The 19,132-nt window shown below is 72.0% G+C and carries 17 protein-coding genes; 7 read left to right on the top strand and 10 right to left on the bottom strand.

What is annotated here, in order from left to right; translation table 11 throughout:
• Nucleotides 1-49 precede the first annotated feature (49 nt).
• Complete coding sequence (locus tag ACWD1Z_RS14675; protein WP_451118672.1) at nucleotides 50-604, bottom strand: ATP-binding protein; 555 nt, start codon at nucleotides 602-604, stop codon at nucleotides 50-52.
• A gap of 162 nt (nucleotides 605-766) precedes the next feature.
• On the opposite strand from ACWD1Z_RS14675, the gene ACWD1Z_RS14670 reads away from it, so the two are divergent.
• On the top strand, nucleotides 767-1,642 hold the full coding sequence (locus tag ACWD1Z_RS14670) for a helix-turn-helix domain-containing protein (RefSeq protein ID WP_451118670.1): 876 nt from the start codon (nucleotides 767-769) through the stop codon (nucleotides 1,640-1,642).
• The gene (locus tag ACWD1Z_RS14665) at nucleotides 1,639-1,851 is read left to right on the top strand and encodes a DUF397 domain-containing protein (RefSeq protein ID WP_451118668.1); all 213 of its coding nucleotides are present in this window, start codon (nucleotides 1,639-1,641) and stop codon (nucleotides 1,849-1,851) included. The genes ACWD1Z_RS14670 and ACWD1Z_RS14665 overlap by 4 nt, the downstream gene beginning before the upstream one ends.
• Before the next feature lie 4 nt (nucleotides 1,852-1,855).
• Here the strand turns inward: ACWD1Z_RS14665 and ACWD1Z_RS14660 are convergent, their stop codons facing one another.
• The 4 genes from ACWD1Z_RS14660 to ACWD1Z_RS14645 form a co-directional block, all read right to left on the bottom strand.
• Nucleotides 1,856-3,343: a polysaccharide pyruvyl transferase family protein gene (locus ACWD1Z_RS14660; RefSeq protein ID WP_451118666.1), complete on the bottom strand. Its 1,488-nt coding sequence runs from the start codon at nucleotides 3,341-3,343 to the stop codon at nucleotides 1,856-1,858.
• A gap of 118 nt (nucleotides 3,344-3,461) precedes the next feature.
• On the bottom strand, nucleotides 3,462-3,827 hold the full coding sequence (locus ACWD1Z_RS14655) for a PH domain-containing protein (protein WP_250077801.1): 366 nt from the start codon (nucleotides 3,825-3,827) through the stop codon (nucleotides 3,462-3,464).
• Between the two features lie 93 nt (nucleotides 3,828-3,920).
• Entirely contained in the window at nucleotides 3,921-5,645 is a 1,725-nt protein-coding gene (gene metG / locus ACWD1Z_RS14650) for a methionine--tRNA ligase (RefSeq protein ID WP_451118664.1), read from the bottom strand.
• Between the two features lie 139 nt (nucleotides 5,646-5,784).
• The gene (locus tag ACWD1Z_RS14645) at nucleotides 5,785-7,356 is read right to left on the bottom strand and encodes a VWA domain-containing protein (RefSeq protein WP_451118662.1); all 1,572 of its coding nucleotides are present in this window, start codon (nucleotides 7,354-7,356) and stop codon (nucleotides 5,785-5,787) included.
• A 236-nt stretch (nucleotides 7,357-7,592) separates the two neighbouring features.
• On the opposite strand from ACWD1Z_RS14645, the gene ACWD1Z_RS14640 reads away from it, so the two are divergent.
• Nucleotides 7,593-9,659, top strand: a complete 2,067-nt coding sequence (locus ACWD1Z_RS14640; RefSeq protein ID WP_451118660.1) for a PhoX family protein — start codon at nucleotides 7,593-7,595, stop codon at nucleotides 9,657-9,659.
• Between the two features lie 13 nt (nucleotides 9,660-9,672).
• On the opposite strand, the gene ACWD1Z_RS14635 is transcribed toward ACWD1Z_RS14640, so the two are convergent.
• Nucleotides 9,673-11,613, bottom strand: coding sequence for an FUSC family protein (locus ACWD1Z_RS14635; RefSeq protein WP_451118658.1), 1,941 nt, complete (start codon nucleotides 11,611-11,613; stop codon nucleotides 9,673-9,675).
• Between the two features lie 76 nt (nucleotides 11,614-11,689).
• The gene (locus tag ACWD1Z_RS14630) at nucleotides 11,690-12,535 is read right to left on the bottom strand and encodes a hypothetical protein (RefSeq protein ID WP_451118657.1); all 846 of its coding nucleotides are present in this window, start codon (nucleotides 12,533-12,535) and stop codon (nucleotides 11,690-11,692) included.
• Between the two features lie 153 nt (nucleotides 12,536-12,688).
• Here ACWD1Z_RS14630 and ACWD1Z_RS14625 point away from each other — a divergent pair, with 153 nt between their 5' ends.
• Nucleotides 12,689-13,225, top strand: coding sequence for an SH3 domain-containing protein (locus ACWD1Z_RS14625; RefSeq protein WP_451118655.1), 537 nt, complete (start codon nucleotides 12,689-12,691; stop codon nucleotides 13,223-13,225).
• Between the two features lie 58 nt (nucleotides 13,226-13,283).
• Here ACWD1Z_RS14625 and ACWD1Z_RS14620 read toward each other — a convergent pair whose 3' ends face one another.
• Nucleotides 13,284-13,730: a hypothetical protein gene (locus ACWD1Z_RS14620; RefSeq protein ID WP_451118653.1), complete on the bottom strand. Its 447-nt coding sequence runs from the start codon at nucleotides 13,728-13,730 to the stop codon at nucleotides 13,284-13,286.
• Nucleotides 13,731-13,844: 114 nt separating this feature from the next.
• On the opposite strand from ACWD1Z_RS14620, the gene ACWD1Z_RS14615 reads away from it, so the two are divergent.
• Entirely contained in the window at nucleotides 13,845-15,035 is a 1,191-nt protein-coding gene (locus ACWD1Z_RS14615; RefSeq protein WP_451118651.1) for a PP2C family protein-serine/threonine phosphatase, read from the top strand.
• A 52-nt stretch (nucleotides 15,036-15,087) separates the two neighbouring features.
• Entirely contained in the window at nucleotides 15,088-16,140 is a 1,053-nt protein-coding gene (locus ACWD1Z_RS14610) for a hypothetical protein (RefSeq protein ID WP_451118650.1), read from the top strand.
• A gap of 11 nt (nucleotides 16,141-16,151) precedes the next feature.
• On the opposite strand, the gene ACWD1Z_RS14605 is transcribed toward ACWD1Z_RS14610, so the two are convergent.
• Nucleotides 16,152-17,393: an amidohydrolase gene (locus tag ACWD1Z_RS14605; protein ID WP_451118649.1), complete on the bottom strand. Its 1,242-nt coding sequence runs from the start codon at nucleotides 17,391-17,393 to the stop codon at nucleotides 16,152-16,154.
• A 32-nt stretch (nucleotides 17,394-17,425) separates the two neighbouring features.
• Nucleotides 17,426-17,626 (bottom strand): hypothetical protein, encoded by a 201-nt coding sequence (locus ACWD1Z_RS14600; protein ID WP_451118647.1) that lies wholly within the window; start codon nucleotides 17,624-17,626, stop codon nucleotides 17,426-17,428.
• A 124-nt stretch (nucleotides 17,627-17,750) separates the two neighbouring features.
• On the opposite strand from ACWD1Z_RS14600, the gene ACWD1Z_RS14595 reads away from it, so the two are divergent.
• Complete coding sequence (locus ACWD1Z_RS14595; RefSeq protein ID WP_451118645.1) at nucleotides 17,751-19,094, top strand: tetratricopeptide repeat protein; 1,344 nt, start codon at nucleotides 17,751-17,753, stop codon at nucleotides 19,092-19,094.
• Nucleotides 19,095-19,132: the final 38 nt, after the last annotated feature.

Raw genomic sequence — 19,132 nt, 5'->3', positions numbered from 1 at the left:
TGAGCGTAGAGCAGGCAACCACCCCCAAATCCAGGTGAGTTGGGCATATTCACTCGCGGGAGTGAGTTTGCCCGGCGGGAGGGAGGGGTGGGGCTTGGTGGGGTTCTTTGTCCCCAGTGGGTGGTGCATAGGGAGCGCAGGTCTGACCGGAGCGTGGGGCGTCAGGCTTCGGTGACTCCGGTGCCGGGGCGGCGAGTTCGACTTCGGCCCAGACCGTCTTGCGGGGTGGCAGGTCCCGGTTCACTCCCCAGCGGTCGGCGAGCGCGGTCACGAGGATCAGGCCACGGCCGGTTTCGGCGGTGTCCGCGGTGGTGGGCTGCGGGTGCGGCAGCCAGTCACCGAGTGTGTCGGTGACCTCGATACGGAGGGTGTCGCCGACCACGTAGAGCAGGAGCTGGAAGTTCCGTCCGGGGACGCGGCCGTGGGTGGCCGCGTTGTTCGCCAGCTCGGCGACGATGTTCGCCGCCGGATCCAACGGGAGTCCCCAGCTGCGCAGTTCCTCCGTGGCGAGCAGGCGGGCGAGGCGGGCGCCGCGGGGGGTGGGGGACAGCAGGACGCGGAAGTTGCGGATGTGGCCCTCGGGTTGGGCGAGTTTCTGAATCACGTCACTCAGCGTGGCCGGAACTTCCTACCGTGAGGAGTGACGTCATGGTTGCGTACGGTGACTGTCCAGTGGTTGTCCGGTGGTGTCCGGGCTTGTCGGGGCGGTGCGTACGGGTAAGGGCGTGGCGGGTACGAGGCGGTACGACGGAGGGGCGGCACGGAGATGTCGGTGGACGCGGAGGCGGGACGGCTCAGGACGGAGGCGGATGAGCCGGGGTGGGAGGTGGATCCGGACGATGAGTGGGGCGTGGCTGTAGTCGCCACCGTGGGGCGGCAGTTGAAGCTGCGGCGGGAGGCGGTGGGGATGCGGGCCGCGGAGTTCGGGAAGGCGGTGGGGTACGGCGAGGACATGGTCTACAAGATCGAGGGTGGGAAGCGGATTCCCAGGCCCGAGTATCTGGACGACGCCGACAGGGTGTTGGAGGCGGGTGGGCTGATCTCCGCGATGAAGGAGGACGTGGAGAAGGTTCGGTACCCGAAGAAGGTGCGCGCCTTGGCGGACATGGAGGCCAAGGCGGTCGAGATCGGGATGTACGAGTGCAACATCATTGCTGGGCTCCTGCAGACGCCGGACCATGCCCGATCCGTCATCGGGGCGGCGCAGCCGCCGTACTCACCGGAGGACGTGGAGCGCATGGTGGCGGCTCGTGTGGCTCGGCAATCAGTGTTCGAGCGCGACCCGGCACCCGCGCTCAGTTTCGTCCTGGAAGAGGGCGTGCTGCGGCGGCCCATCGGGGGGACAATTGTGTGGCGTCACCAGCTCGAACGACTGCTGGAGGTGGGGCGGTTGCACAACGTCGTGCTCCAGGTGATGCCGATGAACTGTGACACCCACTCAGGACTGGACGGGCGTATCGAACTGCTGAAGTTCACGGACGGTACGGCGGTGGGCCGCTCTGACGGTGCGTTCAACGGTCGGCCGGTCCATGATCCCAAGCACTTGCGCATCCTCGAACTGAGGTATGGCACCATCCGGGCTCAGGCACTCTCACCCCGGGAGACGCTGGCCCTCATCGAGCAACTGCTGGGAGAAACATGATCCGCAAGGCCACTGCTGGGCCCACCTCCGAGCTGGAGTGGTTCAAGAGCAGTTACAGCGGCGGCAACGACGGCAACTCCTGTGTAGAGGTCGCCCACGCTCCCGGCACCATCCACGTCCGCGACTCCAAGCACCGCGACGCCAGCCCCCGCCTCGCGCTGGCGCCGCAGGCCTGGGCTGACTTCGTGGCGTACGCGTCGGGGCGCTGACCCTTCAGAGTTTGCGGATGCGGCGGCGGAGGGCCGGGCCGAGGCGGACCAGGACGCGCTTTTCCATGCCCGTTACGCGGCGTTCGAGGGCGGCGAGCTGCTTGCGGGTGGCCTCCAGCTGCTGGACGGTGGCGTCGAGCCGGTCGGCCGTCTGCGCGGCCCGCTTCTCGGCGGCGGTCAGCTTGGCCCGCAGTTCGGCGTTCTTCTTGGTGGCCGCCGTGAGCTTCGTGGTGAGCTTGTCCTCGGAGACGGTGATCCGCTCGCGCAGCCGGCTGATGCGGTAGCGCATCCGGCCGTCCTCGGTGCCGTCCCAGACCTCCATGGATGCGGGCAGGTCCAGGGAGGCGACGCGGGCCTCGTAGGCGGCACCGCCGTCGCCGTGCTGGTAGGCGTTGTCCAGGCCGTTGCGGGTGAGGAAGGCGGTGATGCGCTCGAACCGCTCCGCGTGCCCCTTGACCATGGCCGAGAAGTCGGCGGCCTCGTACAGGTCGCGCGGGTCGGTGTCGGCTGCCAGCGTGGAGAGCGGGCGGTGCGGGATGTCGAAGTACCGGCACAGCTCCAGGGTGCGCGAGTCGTGGGTGAGGACGACGGCGGGCGTACCGGCCAGCAGAGCGGCGATGTTGCCGTGGATGCGGGTGCCGTAGGCGAAGTCGTAGCCGCGCAGCTCGTCGATCCAGGTCGCCGGGTCCAGCGGCATGCGCACCTTGTTCTCGCGCAGCAGGGCGTGGCTGAGCTGGAGCGGGAAGGGGTCCTCGATGCCGGACTCGGGCGTGGTGTCGCCCCACAGCAGCAGTTCCGCGTCCGCGGTGTTCTGCGCGTAGTAGGTGAGGTTCGGGTAGTGCGCGTGGGCGTACTCGGCGATGCCGGTGAGGGGGCCGACGGGTATCGCGTTCGGCGACAGGTTGATGGCGAGCCGGGAGGCGGCGGTGATCTCCGCGGCGCGGATCGCCGGGAAGGTGTCGCCGTAGAGGAACATCGACGGGCAGCCCATGATGTCGATGCCGCTGTCCGGGGCGCCGTGGTCCTTCAGGTAGCGGGCGGTGAGCTCGCCGCGCACGCCGATGGACGCCGACCGGTCCAGGACGGCCCGCAGGAAGCGCTTCACGGATGCTTCCATCGGCTTGAGCATCTCGGTCGCGTAGTCGTCGGTGGCCTGGGCGCCGACGCCGAACACCACCACGGGGATGGTGAGCTGTTCGATCAGCGTGGAGAGCCGGTCCAGGGATGCCTGGAACTGAGGGCGGAAGGCGTTGGCGAGCGGGACGACGAAGACGTCGTACTGCTCGTTGATCTCCGCGGCGCGCTCGGCGGACGGGTTGGTGCGGATGCCGTTGGAAGTGACCTCGGTGTCCGGTGTCGTCAGCATCTTGTGCGCGGAGTCGCTGAAGAGCAGATTGCCGGTGTTCGTCCCGATGAGGTCCTGGTGGATGAACTCCGTCGGAGTGGCGACCCGGAAAGGGCTCTTGCCGGAGCGGATCAGGATGCGCTTCACGACGTTCCTTGATGCTGAGGGTCGCCGGTGAGGCGAACGATGACATTTATTGAATCGAACACTATCCGTACGTAAACGAATAGTGAAGGACTTGTCACCGTTCGCCCGAGGGGGTCCGTCAGCGGGCCACGTACTGGGTCAGGATGGCCTGGACCTCGTAGATGTCGACGCCCTTGGTGAAGGTCTTGGTGATGGGGAGCTGGGCGCCGGAGACCCAGATCTTCAGCTCGGCGTCGAGGTCGAAGGTGCCGGCCGTCTCCACCGCGAAGTGCGTGATGCTGCGGTAGGGGATCGAGTGGTACTCCGTCTTCTTGCCGGTGATGCCCTGCTTGTCGACCAGGATCAGGCGGCGGTCGGTCAGCAGGATGGTGTCGCGCACCAGCAGGTAGGCGGCGTGCACCTGCTCACCCTGGCCCAGCAGCCGGGCGTAGTCCTGCGCGGCCTGCGCCGGGTCGATCGGGTGTGCGTTGCCGAAAAGAGCCATGAGAGGACCCCCCACTCGAATGTCACACGGCCTTGAGCAGCCATGTGATCTTGGCCAGATATATCTGGTGAGTGAGGGGTCCGAGAAGGGCTGTTACGCGGCTGTGTCCCCGCCGAAGCGTTCCTTGTACGTCTGCAGGTCCTCGTCCGTCAGCTTGGCGAACAGCACCGGCGGGACCGTGAAGGGCGTGCCCGCCGGGACGGAGGACAGGGACTTCGCCTCGTCCGCCGAGACCCAGGCGGCGGTGTCGTCGGCGAGCGCGAAGGACTGGCGCATGGCCGCCGAGGTCGCCGGGATGAAGGGCTCCGAGACCACCGCGTACAGGTGGATCAGGTTCATCGCGGTACGCAGCGTCAGGGCCGCGGCGTCCTTGTCGGTCTTGATCTCCAGCCAGGGGGCCTTCTCCTCCAGGTAGGAGTTGCCCGCCGACCACAGCGCGCGCAGGGCGGCCGCGGCCTTGCGGAACTGGAGGGCCTCCATCTGCTGCTCGTACTCCGCGAGCAGGCGGGCGATCTCCTCGCCGAGGCGGGCCTCCGCCTCGCCGGGCTCGCCGCCGGCCGGGGCCTCCTCGCCGAAGCGCTTCTTGGAGAAGGACAGCACGCGGTTGACGAAGTTGCCCAGGGTGTCGGCCAGGTCCTTGTTCACCGTCGCCGTGAAGTGCTCCCAGGTGAAGGACGAGTCGTCCGACTCCGGGGCGTTGGCGATCAGGAAGTAGCGCCAGTAGTCGGCGGGGAGGATGTCCAGGGCCTGGTCGGTGAAGACGCCGCGCTTCTGGCTCGTGGAGAACTTGCCGCCGTAGTACGTCAGCCAGTTGAACGCCTTGACGTAGTCGACCTTCTTCCACGGCTCGCGCACGCCCAGCTCGGTGGCCGGGAACATCACCGTGTGGAACGGGACGTTGTCCTTCGCCATGAACTCGGTGTAGCGGACGGTGTCGTCCGCCTCGTACCACCAGGACTTCCAGTCCCGGGTCTCCCCGGCGGGGGCCGCGTCCGCCCACTCCTTCGTCGCGCCGATGTACTCGATCGGGGCGTCGAACCAGACGTAGAAGACCTTGCCCTCCGCCGCCAGCTCCGGCCAGGTGTCGGCCGGGACGGGGACGCCCCAGTCCAGGTCACGGGTGATGGCGCGGTCGAGCAGGCCCTCGTTCAGCCACTTGCGGGCGATCGAGGAGGCGAGCTGGGGCCAGTCGTCCTCGTGGCGGGCGACCCACTCCTCGACCTCGTGCTGCAGCTTGGACTGCAGGAGGAAGAGGTGCTTGGTCTCGCGGACCTCCAGGTCGGTGGAGCCGGAGATCGCCGAGCGCGGGTCGATCAGGTCGGTGGGGTCCAGGACGCGGGTGCAGTTCTCGCACTGGTCGCCGCGGGCCTTGTCGTAGCCGCAGTGGGGGCAGGTGCCCTCGACGTAGCGGTCCGGGAGGAAACGGCCGTCGGTGGGGCTGTACACCTGGCGGATGGCGCGCTCTTCGATGAAGCCGTTCTCGTTCAGGCGGCGGGCGAAGTGCTGGGTGATCTCCACGTTCTGCGGGCTGGAGCTGCGGCCGAAGTAGTCGAAGGCCAGCGCGAAGCCGTCGTAGACCGCCTTCTGCGCGTCGTGCGCCTGCGCGCAGAACTCGGCCACCGGCAGGCCCTGCTCCTTCGCGGCCAGTTCGGCGGGGGTGCCGTGCTCGTCGGTGGCGCAGATGTACAGGACGTCGTGGCCGCGCTGGCGGAGGTACCGGGCGTACACGTCCGCCGGGAGCATGGACCCCACCATGTTGCCCAGGTGCTTGATCCCGTTGATGTACGGAAGGGCGCTGGTGATGAGGTGTCGAGCCATGGTTTGGCTGCTCCCAGGTCGGTTGTTTTTCGAACCTTGAAATCGTAGCCGACATGGGTGGGCCGCCCGCTTCCCGTTTTGAGGGGTGGGAAGGGGGCGGCCGTCGTCTTTTCGGTTTCGGTTTCGATTACGGCTTCGGTTACGGCTTCCAGTTCGCGAGTACGCCGGTGTAGAGCTCGGTGTCGGTCAGCTCGCGGGGGGTGGGGCCCGCGTGGAAGAAGGACGTGTTGCCGGTCTTCAGTTTGCGGAGGTAGTCGAAGGCCTTGTTGTCGTGCTCCCCGAAGGCGACGAAGGCGAAGTGGATGTGGGGGTGGCTCTTCGCGGCGTCGGTGAGGGCCTGGGTGGCGGGGGTCTTCGCGTCCGGGGCGCCGTCGGTCTGGAAGATCACGAGGGCGGGGGTGGCGGGGGTGCCGGAGGTGTGGGAGGCGTCGACGGTGTCGGCGGTCGTCTTCTGGTGGTGGGTGATGACTTCCTCCACCGCGACGTGGTAGCTGGTGCGGCCCATGCGGCCCAGGGCCGCGTGCAGCTCGTCGATCTTGTTCTCGTGGTCGGTGAGGGTGAGTTCGCCGGTGCCGTCGAGTTCGGTGGAGAAGAAGGTGACGTGGACCGTGGCCTCGGGGTCGAGGTGGGCGGCGAGGGCGAGGGTCTGCTCGGCGAGGGCCTGGGCGGAGCCGTCCTTGTAGTACGGGCGCATGGAGGCGGAGCGGTCGAGGACGAGGTAGACCTTGGCTCGGGTGCCGGTGAGGTCGTTCTTCTTGAGGGTGGTGGTGGCTGCCTTGTAGGCGGTGGCCAGGCCGGGGGCGGTGGTCTTCAGGTGGGTGAGGGGGGTGGCGGGGGAGGCGGGGGTGGCGGTGGCCGAGGGCGTGGGCTCCTGTGGGGTGTCCTCGCCGTCGGCGGCTGCGGGCTGCTGGTCGGCCTTGGCCTCGGCTTCGCCTTCGGCCGTTTCGTTCCCACCCGCACCACCCGTGCGGGTCTCGTTGTCGGGTGCGGGTGGCCCCTGTGGGGCGTCCTCGCCGTCGGCGGCTGCGGGCTGCTCCGCCACCTGCTCCGGCTCCGCGACCGGCTCCGCCGCCACGACCGGCTCGGGCTCCTCGTCCGCGACGGGCTTCGCCGTCTCCGCCTCCGGCTCGGGCGTCTCCGCCACGGCCTGGGGCTCGGCCTCGGCCACCGGCTCGGCCTCGGCCACCGGCTCGGCCTCGGTCACCGGCTCGGGCTCGGGCTCGGTCACCGGCTCGGGTGTCTCCGCCACCGGCTCGATCACCGGGTCGGGGGTCTCCGCCACCGGCTCGAGCTCGATCACCACTACCGGCTTCTCCGGCTCCGGCTCCGGCTCGACCACCGGCTCCGGCTTCTCCGCGACCGGTTCCGGCTTCGGCTCCGGCTTCTCCGCCACCGGTTCCGGTTCCGGTTCCGGCTTCTTCGCCGTCGGCTCCTGCTCTGCCGTCTCCGACGTGGTCGGCTGCTTCGGGACCGTGACGTTGTCGAAGGCCGCCGCTACCAGGTCGTGCTCGTCGTCCGTTGCCGGGCGGGGTTCCGGGAGCTGGGCGGTGGGGGCGGTCGCCGGTGCCGGGGTCGGGGTGGGGTCGGCCGCCGGGGTCGGCGCAGGCTGCGTCGGCACGGTCGGCTTTGTCCCTTCCGCACCCTCTGCCTCGGCCGTGCGCCCCTTGCGGGACCGGCCCAATGCGTTCCGCAGGAGAGTGAGAATGCCCATGTGCGCAACCCTTCGGATGAGTTGTAGCCCGTAAATCCCTGGCCAGGACGGACACGTAAGGTTAGCCGCCCCCGGCGATGATCTTCGGCTGCCCTCCCCCGAGTCACGTCGCTCGTGGCAACTGAGTTACCGATACCTCCAGTTCACGCGTCGTTCATCGCTCGTCCCCGCGTTCGCACAAACGCCCACCTACCGTCCGACACGCTGGATCCAAGGGGAAGCAAGGGGAGAACAACGTGCGCATTCCGCTACCGCTCATCAGGACGAACGGTTCCCATCCCGGCGGCCGTTCCGCCATGACCTGCCGTTTCCGGTGTGGTGACGCCTGTTTCCACGAGGTGCCCAACACCACCGCCAACCCGTACGTCGGCGACGTCATCGCCGGCGCCCTGAGCCGCCGTAGCGTGATGCGTGCCGCCGCCGTCGTGACCGCCGCGGCCGCCGCCGGCACCGCCGCCACCGTCGCCGCCGCGCCCGCCGCCGAGGCCGCGCCCGCCGGCACGGGCAAGCCCGGCACCGCCAAGGGTGCCCGGGGCCTGCGCTTCACGGCCGTCGCGCCCAACACCGCCGACGCCGTCACCGTGCCCGAGGGCTACGGCCAGAACGTCGTCATCCGCTGGGGTGAGCCCATCCTGCGCGGCGCGCCCGCCTTCGACCCGGAGAAGCAGACCGCCCGGGCGCAGGCCCAGCAGTTCGGCTACAACTGCGACTTCCTCGCCCTGCTCCCGCTGCCCGGCGAGTACAACCGGCAGATCCTCGTCGCCAACCACGAGTACACCGACGAGATGCTGATGTTCCGCGGCTACGACGCCGCCAACCCCACCCGCGAGCAGGTCGAGATCGCCTGGGCCGCGCACGGGCTGTCCGCCGTCGTGGTGGAGGGGAACAAGAAGAACGGGCAGCTCAAGCCCGTCCCCCGGCACCCGCTCAACCGGCGCATCACCGCCACCACCGAGTTCCGGATCACCGGCCCCGCCGCCGGGTCCGACCTGCTGAAGACCTCCGCCGACCCCTCCGGCACCAAGGTCCTCGGCACCCTCAACGACTGCGCGGGCGGCGTCACCCCGTGGGGCACCACGCTGCACGGTGAGGAGAACTTCAACCAGTACTTCGGCAACGGCAGCAGTGCCACCGACAAGCGGTACGGCGTCCCGACCGGCGCCACCGAGCGCAAGTGGGAGCTGTTCGACAAGCGCTTCGACGTCGCCCAGGAGCCCAACGAGGTGCACCGGCACGGTTACGTCGTCGAGCTCGACCCGTACGACCCGCACTCCACGCCGCGCAAGCACACCGCGCTCGGCCGCTTCAAGCACGAGGGCGGGACCGTGCGGCTCACCGACGACGGCCGTCCCGTCGTCTACTCCGGTGACGACGAGCGCTTCGACTACTTCTACAAGTTCGTCGGCAGCAAGCGGATGAAGAAGGGTTCCGGCCGCGCGGTGCGCGAGCACAACCTCTCCCTGCTCGACGAGGGGACGCTGTACGTCGCCAAGCTCACCGGTGACACCCCCGCCATCGAGATCGACGGAACCGGCAAGCTCCCCTCCGATGGCGAGTTCGACGGCTCCGGCGAGTGGATCCCGCTGGCCACCGCCACCGCCAAGGGCGCCGTCAGCCACGTCGAGGGCATGACCGCCGAGGAGGTGTTCGTCTTCACCCGGCTCGCCGGTGACAAGGTCGGCGCCACCAAGATGGACCGGCCGGAGGACGTCGAGCCCAACCCGCACACCGGCAAGGTGTACGTGGCGCTCACCAACAACACCCGCCGCGGCACCACCGGCTACCCCGGTGTCGACGAGGCCAACCCGCGCAACAGCAACAAGCACGGCCAGGTCCTGGAGCTGACCGAGCGCTGGAACCGCGCCGACAGCACCCGGTTCGCCTGGAGCCTGTTCCTGGTCGCCGGCGACCCGAGCGACCCGGCCACCTACTTCGCGGGCTTCCCGAAGGACCAGGTCAGCCCGATCTCCTGCCCGGACAACGTGGCCTTCGACCCGTACGGCAACCTGTGGATCTCCACCGACGGCGCCCAGCTGGGCTCGCACGACGGCCTGTTCGGTGTCGCCACGCGCGGCGACCGGCGCGGTGAGCTGAAGCAGTTCCTGACCGTGCCGAAGGGCGCCGAGACCTGCGGCCCGATCATCCAGGACCGCCGTGTCCTGGTCGCCGTGCAGCACCCGGGCGAGGTCGACGGCGCGAGCGTCGAGAACCCGGCGAGCACCTGGCCCGACGGGCCCGGCACCTACGTCCGCCCGGCTGTCGTGGCCGTGTGGCGCAAGGACGGCCGCGACATCGGCGTCTGACCCGCCCGGCCGCTCAGCGCGGGGAGGCGATGGCTCTGGCCGCCGCCACTTCCTGCCGCACCGGCTCCAGGACGCTGCCCGACGGTCCGGTGAGGTCGGTGCGGACCGCGTACAGCACGTCCGCCCGCCGCAGTCCGTCCGACAGCTCCCTCAGCTGCCGGGCGACCTGGACGACCTCCGCCTGCGACGGCGGCACCGCTCCGTGCTTGACCCGGACCCGGGCCGCCGTCGTCGCGTCGACGATCCGTTCCACGGCGACGACCAGCGGCCACCAGGCGGCGGCCCGGCGGCCGGTGGGCGGCGGTTCGGTCAGGGCGCGCTGGAACTCCGTACGGATGACGGACAGATCCCGGTACAGGCCGCGGCGCATCCGCGCGCGGGCGGGCGGGTCGACGGCGTCCGCGCCGAAGGCGCCCTCCACATAGCGGGCGGTGGCCGCCACCGCCTCCGCGAGCCGGTCGCCGACCCGGGTGTGCCAGCTCTCCGGCCACAGCAGGTACCCGGCGACCAGCGCGATGCCGCAGCCCATCAGCGAGTCCACCAGCCGGGGCAGGAGCAGGGCGGTGCCCTGCTGGTTCAGGGTGTCGGACAGGAGCAGGATCACCGGGGTGATGGCCGCGGTCTGATAGCCGTAGCCGCGCGGGGTGAGGGCCGGGATCAGCGGGGCGAGCAGCAGCATCACCGGCACGTCCCACCAGCCCCGGGGCACCTGGGAGAGCACCGCCGCCGCGACGACCAGTCCGGCGACCGTGCCGAGCGCGCGCAGCAGGGCCCGGGAGAAGACCGAGCCGAAGTCGGGCTTCATCACGAAGGTGATGGTCAGCGCCACCCAGTAGGAGCGCGGCACCGGCACGATCGACACCAGCACCTGGGCCACCCCGATGCACAGGGCCAGCCGCAGGCCGTAGCGCCAGGACGCGGCGGACAGGGCGACGTTGCGGGCGGCGCGGGCGGCCCGGATGCCGAGGGCCGCGGGGCGGCCGAGCCGGTCGTCGGTGCCGCGGGGGTCCACGTCGGGGGCGGCGACCACGTCGGCGGCATGGCGCAGGGCGTGGTCGACGGCGCGCCCGGTCTCCGTCGTGGGTACGGGGAGGCTGAGTCCTATCGGGCCGGTGAAGCCGGTCTCCACGGCCTGCGCGAGGTGCCGTACCGCCTGGGGGAGTTCGGGGGGCAGGGGCCTGCCGTCCTGGTGGGCGGCGGGGGCGACCTCCACGATCGGGATGACCGCGTTCAACTGGGCGAGCAGCCGGGTCAGTTCGGGGCTGCGGCCGTGGTGGCGGGTGCGCCGGGCGAGGACGAGGTCGTAGGACTGGTTCAGGGACTGGGTGACGGTGTGCCGGACGGCGTCGTACGCCTCCGTCCGGCCCGTCGCCGCCAGCAGATCGGCGACCGTGCGGTACGTGTCCGCCACCGCCGTCCGCTCCGGCACCCCGCCGCGCAGCGGCCAGGCGAGCAGCGCCAGCAGCAGCACCAGCAGCCCGCCGCCGGTCATCAGCACCGGCGCCAGCCACCACGGGCCGGGCATCGGCAGCCCCGCCCCGACCACCGAGTTCAGCAGCAGGAGCAGCCCCGACACGGAGGCCACCGCGCCGATCGTCGAGATCATCCCGGAGACCAGCGCGACAGCCGTCACGGCGGCGACCGCCAGCCACCCGTGCCCGTACACCAGCGCGCCCAGGGTGATGCCGACGGCGCCGAAGAGCTGCGGTACGGCGATGTTGAGGAGCCGCATGCGGTAGGCGTCGGCGGTGTCCCCGATCACCCCGGACAGCGCGCCCATGGAGGCGAGCGCCCCGTACGCCGGTTCGCCGGCGACGAGTCCGACGGCGAGCGGCAGCGCCATCGCGACGGCCGCCCGTGCCACGGCCGCCCGGTTGACGGGGGCCGGCTGTGCCTGGAGGTTCCGGACCAGCCAGTCGGGAGGGGTGAGGCCGATGGGGAACTCGCGGGACATGCGCCCATTATGGGCGGGCGGCGCGGATCAGCCGGGCCCGTGCGGCGTGACATCGGCGAGCACGGCCCGGTGGTCCTCAAGGACGGGGGGCCGCCGGAGACTGCCTGTACCGGGCGATCAGCCAGGTGGTGAGCGCCACCGCCAGGCCGACGGCGACCAGCAGCCAGGACACCGTGCGCAGGGTCGCGGTGAGCGCGTCGTACACCGCCTCCGCGGCCGGGCGGTGCACGGTGTCGGGCAGGTCGGCCAGGGTCAGCCGGCGGCCCAGGAAGACGGCGAGGGCGAGGAACGCGCCGCCCAGCGCGGTGCCGAGCGCGGTCGCGGTCACCGCGCGCCGGCGGCAGGCGGCGACGGCGATCCCGGCGACGGCGAGCAGCGCGGCCGTGACGGGCAGCCAGAAACCGGCGACCTCCACCACCGACAACCCCCGGCGCAGCCGCTCCAGTTCACCGGCGGGGAGCACGGCGACCTCGGTGTGCTCGACCGGGATCCGGTGCGCCAGCGGCACGTGGTCGGCGGCCAGTTGTTGCTTCACCTCGGCGGCGACCGGAGCGAGATCGACCCGCACCTCGCCCTCGCCGCCGTCGCGCACGGCTTGCAGGACCGCGTCGTGGACGGCCCGGTTGCCGCTGTCCCAGGCGGCGCGGAAGGCGGCGGTGCCGGTGAAGGACCGCACCGCGTCGTGCACGAACGGCCGCATCGGCGCCCCGGCGTCCGTCTCCCGCACGATCCCGTCACCCACCGTGTCCGCGACCGCGTCCCGCACGGCCGGATCGGCGGCCAGCGGTGCCATCGCGGTGACGTACCGGCCGGTGTCGGCGAGCCCGTACGACACCCAGGCGGCCAGCGCGCCGAACGGCACCAGGAGGCAGGCCAGCGCGATCAGCGCGGCCGAGAGGGCGTTGTGCAGCCGGGAGGACACGCCTTCAGGCAAGCCGGACCGGGCCGGGCCCGCCAGCGGTGAGCGGCCGTCTGGCCGAGCGGCCGGACCCCTTGGGGGAACTGGGCTCCCGGCTCTCCGGTGGAGGGTTCACCCGAACGGGTGTTTCCTGGTGCTGGGGAGAAGGAGGCGATCATGCGCACCACTCCGGCCCTGCGGACCCTGGCCGTGGCCCTGCTCACCGGCGGCTCCCTGATCGCCGCCACAGCGGGCGCGACGGCAGCCGCGGCAGCACCGCCCAGCTACGCCGACGGACACGGCGGAGGCGGCCATGGCGGTCCGATCTGGGGCACCGTCGTTTCCCACACGAAGCTCAACGTCAGGCTGGAACCGACCGTTCACTCGCCCGTCGTGGACCGGCTCGCGCCGGGCAGCCAGGACCGCGTGGAGTGCAAGGTCCGCGGCCAGAGCGTCAACGGCAACCCGCACTGGTACTGGCTGGAGGGCGCCCAGGGCTGGGCCAGCGCCGCCTTCGTCGACACCGGCGGGGCACGGGTGCCGAACTGCGCGGACCCCTGTCCGGTATGGAAGGACGGGTCCTGGACCAACTGGGAGGACCCGTACGTCAACGGCTCCTGGAGCGCGTCCGGCTCGTGGAGCGCGTCCGGCTCGTGGAGCTGGAGCGCCTCCGGATCGTCGTCCAGCGGCTGGAGCTTGCTGGGCGGCTGGTGAGGGGAAGGTGAGGGAGCGCGTGGGCCCCGGCAGCAGTGCCGGGGCCCACGCGTGGGGGTCAGCGGGGCAGCGGATTGCCCTCGCCGTCCTCGTGCGTGTAGTAGCGGTAGAAGAACACCGCGAAGACGGCCGCCGTGACCAGCAGGCTCATCGTCACGGACCTGAGGACCGTGGCGCCGGCCTGGCTGTACAGGAAGCCGAAGGCCGCGCCCGCGAAGGCGGACTTCGTCAGCGAGTGCAGCTCCCTCTTCAGCCTGGGCGCCAGCACGGCCACCGCGATGCACAGCACCATGAACGTGATCGCGGTGGTGAAGCCGAACAGGATGTTCCAGCCGGTGATCTCACCGCCGTCGCGCCGGTTGGCCGCGGCCCAGTAGCCGTAGACCAGACCGAGGACGACCGGGATGCCGAACCGCGCGAGGGTGTGGGTGCGCTCGCTGAAGACGTCGGATGTGACCGTCACCCCGGTCGTACGCCGGCCGGGTCTGGGTGCCGCATGAGCCATGGGAGCACCTCCTCCTTGGGGTCTTGTCCACCCCCGGCTTCCAGAGCACACCCGGGGCGGGGAGCCTGGCAACTCGAAGATGCGGTGCGTACGGCCGCGTGTTTCGCTGGCGGCATGAGCGGGCGCGGACTGAGACCGGTGAGCGGTCCCCCGGCCCGCCGCCGGAGGCTTCCGGCCACCGCTGCCCCGGACCGTCTCCAGCGGCACCAGATCCTGCGGGTGGGCGGCCGGAGCGTGACCTGGGTGCCGCCGCTGCTGCTGCTCGTCGCGATCGTGGCGACCGACTGGAACACCGCCCGGGACTTCCGGATCATCTCCTGGGTGGTCCTCGTCCCCGGTATCGCCGCGGCGATCTGCGGGGTGGGGGGCACCGCCGCGTTCGCGGTGCTCACCACGACCACCTACTTCGTCGCGGACAGCACCTGGCCGCAGGAGTTCCAGGCCGGGCTCGCCGACTTCCTGCTCTGCGCGATCGGCGGCGTCCTGGCCACGCTGGCCTGCGCCGTCCGGGTGCGCGGCGAGCGGCGGATGCTGCACATGCGGGACGTCACCGACACCATCCGCCGTACCGTGCTGCGTCCGCTGCCACCGGGCTGGGGCGGCCTGGACCACGCCGCCGTCTATCTCACCGCCGACGTGGAGGCGGCGGTGGGCGGCGACTTCTACGACATCCAGCCCGGCCCGCACGGCACCCGCGTCCTCCTCGGTGACGTCCAGGGCAAGGGGCTCGGCGCGGTGGAGGCGGCCGCGGCCCTGCTCGGCACCTTCCGCGAGTCCGCGTACCACGAGCCGGACCTCGCCACCGTCGCCGAGCGCCTGGAGATCCGTATGGTCCGGCACGCCGGCCACTGCGCGGCCCTCGGCCGGGAGGACGCCGACCGCTTCGCCACCGCCGTCCTGCTGAGCTTCCCCGCCGACGAGCCCGGCACCCTGGAATCGGTCGTCTTCGGCCATGACCCGCCCCTGGTCGCGGGCCCCTCGGGGGTACGGCAGCTGCCGCCGGGCGAGGCCCTTCCGCTGGGCCTGGGCGAACTGACCCGCCCCGCGGGCCCGCCCCCGGTGCTCCACTCCGTCCTGGCCCCCGGCGAGACGGTGCTGCTGACCACCGACGGTGTCACCGAGGCCCGGGACGCCACCGGCGCCTTCTACCCGCTCGCCGACGAGGTCGCCCGCGCCGTGGCCGCCGACCCCCGCCGCACCGACCCGCACGTGCTGGTCGCCTTCGTCCGCGACGGCACCCTGCGCCACTGCGGCGGCCTGCTGGCCGATGACACCACGGTGTTCGCCGTACGACGGGCGGGGTGAAAGCCCGTTACGGTGCTGCCGTACGTGATCGACGGGGGATGGGGAGGGACCGATGCCCGGAACCGTGCTGCTGCTCGCCGCCGCCCCGGCGGGCAAGGACTGTCTGGTGGACGCGGCGTCCGTGCTCCCCGTCCTCGCGGCGGTACCGCCCGCGGTGCTCGCGGGCACGGACACGGCGAACGTCGTCGAACTCGCCGACCCCCTCGAACCGCAGGCCGTCCTGACCCGGCTGCGCGCCGCCGCCGCGGCTCCCGGCCCGCTCACCGTGTTCCTCACCGGCCAGCTCCAACTCGACCGCAGGCAACGGCTGGTGCACCTGGCGCTGGCCCGCACGACCGCGTCGACCGTGCGCTACACGGCCCTGCCCTGGCACTGGATCCGGGAGGAGCTGCGGCTGCGCGCGCCGGGCAGCACCAGCCTGGTGCTCGATCTGCACGCGGACGCGGCGACCTGGGAGCTGCTGCGGACCCAGCCGCTGGACTGCGGGCGCACCAGCGCGGTCTACGGCCGTATCGCGCCGCCCCCGCGACGGCGGACGGTGGCGGCACCCTCGTACATGAAGGCGGTCGCCACGATTCTGCGCAGCGGCCGGCGGCCGGAGCTGGCGCAGCTGCACCAGCAGGCGTGGGCGCGGGTGGGCCCGGAGGGGTACGCGGACCTCGTCCTCGGGGCCGTCGGCGCCCCCGCGCCCGACCCCCACACCGTCATCACCGAGGCCGTGAACGCCGGCCGGCACGGTGACGCCGACGCGGTCGCCGCCCACCATGAGCGCAGCGCCGTGCTGGCCCACGGGCCGGGCTCGCCCGAGGCCCTGCACTGGGCCGGAGTCCGGGCCGATCTGGCGATGTTCGCGGGGGACGCCGTCCGCAGTTGCCGCGCCTGGCTGGGGGTGGCGTCCGCCCGGCTGGCCGCCGGGCAGTCGGCGGCGGACCCGGACGTCGAGTCCGCCGTAGACCGGGCCCACCACCAGTGGGGCCGCATCGACGACCCGGCGCGCGCCCGTGAACTGGGGCCCGCGCTGGCGGAGTTGCGGACCCGGGTGCCGGGACGGCGGCAGGGCGCGCTGGACCACGTCCAGCGGCAGTTGCAGCGGCTCGGCTCGTGAGGATGCAGTAGTCACGCCACCGACAAGAAGGAGAGCGCCCCCGACACCAGGGTCCGCACCCCCGTCGGCACCGTGGCCAGGTCGGGGGCGAAGAGCGGGCTGTGGTTGCTCGGTACCGACTCCGAGCGGGCCGGCACATCGTCCCCGGGCGCCGCGTCCCAGAGCGCGGGCGGGGTGCTCGTCACGAACCAGTAGGAGTACGGCAGCTCGCCCACGGCCAGGTGCGAGAAGTCCTCGCTGCCCATCGCCGGGCCCGGGTCGAACACGGCGTCGGCGCCGAAGACCTCGCGGTGCGCCGCGGCCACCCGGTGGTCGGTGTCGGCGTCGTTGACGGTCACGGCGAACGTGCCGCTCACCGTCACCTCCGGCTCGCGCGGGCAGCCGGCGGCCAGGCACTCCCCGGCCGCCATCCGCCGGATCGCCGCGAGCATCCGGTCCCGGACGGCCTCGGACTGGGTCCGCAGGTTGAGGGAGATGCGGGCGGTGGCCGGGATGACGTTGGCCGCCGTACCGGCCTCGATCCGCCCGACGGTCAGCACGGCCTGCTCCCGCGGGGCCATCTCCCGGCTGACCACGGTCTGCAGGCGCGTGACGAGGAACGCGGCCGTCACCACCGGATCGACCGTCGTCTCGGGCCGCGAGCCGTGCCCGCCCCGCCCGTGCACGACGATCTCCACATCCGTCGTCGCCGACATGATCAGCCCCGGCACATGCGCGATCCCGCCCACCGGACCCGGCGCCACATGCTGACCGAGCAGCACGTCGGGGCGGGGGAACCGGTCGTAGAGCCCGTCCGCGACCATCGCCGCCGCCCCGCCGCCGGACTCCTCCGCGGGCTGCCCCACCATCAGCAGCGTCCCCGACCAGGCGTCCCGCCCCGCCGCCAGCGCCTCAGCGGCCCCGGCCAGCCAGGTGACATGCAGGTCGTGCCCGCAGGCGTGCATCACCCCGGGCACGGTGGAGGCGTACGGCAGGCCGGTCTGCTCCTCGACGGGCAGGGCGTCCATGTCGGCGCGCAGCAGGACGGTGGGCCCCTCGCCGTTGCGCAGCAGCCCCACCACGCCGGTACGGCCGATCCCCTCGGCCGTCTCGAACCCCGCCGCGGTCAGCCGCGCCGCGAGCCGGACCGCCGTGCGGTGCTCCCGGAAGGACAGCTCCGGGTGCCGGTGCAGGTCCCGGTAGAAGTCCTCGAGGCCGGTGACGGGGAGATCGGAGGTGAGATCCAGCGCGGCACGAGCGGCGGGGGAGGTCATGACATCAGCCTGTCAGACCTTCATGACGTCCGTCACCTGTGCGCAGCCAGGTGGTCACTCCCGGCTGTGTGACCCTGCTCCGCCGCTGTCGGACACCCCGCCCTCGGTTCCCGAACCGGCTCCGTGGCTCTCGCCGGACCGGCGTTCGCGGCCAGGATCAGCGCGGCCACCGCCACCACGGCGGCGGCGATGCCTCGGGCGTAACGCTCGGTGGTGCTGGTGCGTTCGAGCACGGCGACCTCGCAACGGCCATGTATGGACGCGATGTATTAAGCGGTTCGGGTAAGCAGGCTTAATTCCCGGTTTAACCTAGGGGCTGTCCGAGGCGAACGGCAAGGGGCACCAGGGGAGTTGGGCATGTCGGAGCGCGACGACCCGGTGACGATCGGGCGCCGGGTGCAGCAGCTGCGGGCGGAACGCGGGCTGACCCAGAAGCAGTTGGCGGCGCCCGCCTACACGCCCGCCTACGTCTCCACCCTGGAGGCCGGGCGGGTGCGGGCCTCCGACGAGGCGCTGCGGCACATCGCCGAACGGCTCGGCGTGGCCTACGACGAGCTGGTCACCGGGCGCTCCGCCCGGCTCGCCACCGAGCTGCGGCTCCAGCTCACCGGCGCCCAGCGCACCCTGGCCACCGGCGCCACCGAGGCCGCCGCCGAGGCGTTCACGGCGGTGCTCGGCGAGGCGGAGACGCACGGGCTGGTCGAGGAACGGGTGGCCGCGCTGCTCGGGCTTGGCGAGTGCGGCATCGACACCGGCGACCTGGACGCCGCCCGCCGCCACTTCGAGCAGGCCGAGCAGGCGCTCGGGGCGGCCCCGCTGCCGGCGCGGGTCCCGGCGCTGCGCGGACGGGCCGTCGCCCACTACCTCGCCGGTGAGCTGCGGTACGCCGTCTACCTGCTGGAGTCCACCCTCGACGAGCTGAACCGGGGCGGACTGCACGACCCCGACGCGCTGCTGCTGCTCTACGCCAGTGTCATCGGCCCGTACATGGACCTGGGCGCCCACGCGCGCGCCGCCCAGGCCGCCGAGCTGGCGCTCGCCCTGGCGCCGCGGGCCGGGGACCCGGCGCTGGTCGCCCGGATGCACCGGTCCGTGGCCCGCACCCTGCTCGCCGAGGGGCGGATCGCCGAGGCCGACGCCTCCCTGGCCAAGGCGGCCGAGCTGTACCGGGGTCTGCAGATCCGTACCGAGCTGGCGCACTGCCACTGGATGCGCGGGTACGTGTGCGCGCAGAACGGCGAGCTGGACCGGGCCGAGACCGAGCTGCGGGAGGCGCGGGCCATGCTGTCGGCCAAGCGCGCCGCCCTCTACACCAGCCAGGTCGCCGTCGAGCTGGCCGACGTCCTGCACCGGCGCGGCAAGTCCGACGAGGCCGCCGCCCTGCTCCACGAGGTGCTGGCCGACCTCAGCTCCGAACGCGGCGCCCTGCACTCCGCCGCCGCCCACCGGCTGCTCGGCATCATCGCCGAGGACGCCCGCGACACCGAGGCCGCCGAGGAGCACTACGTCCGCGCGCTCAGCCTGCTGGAGCGGGCCGGCGCGGCCGGCGACCTGGCCGACCTGTGCCGGCTGCTCGGCGATCTGCTCCGCCGTACCGGCCGGGTGGAGGCCGCCCTGGACGCGTACCGGACGGGTCTCGGGCACCGTACGGCCCCCGGCACCACCACCCTCGGACCCGCACCCGCACAGCCTCCGCTGTGACCGCGCACAGCACCTGCGGTTAGCCTGCCCGGGGCACA

The organism is Streptomyces sp. NPDC002784, from assembly GCF_053592135.1.
This window is presented reverse-complemented; position numbering and strand designations above follow the sequence as displayed.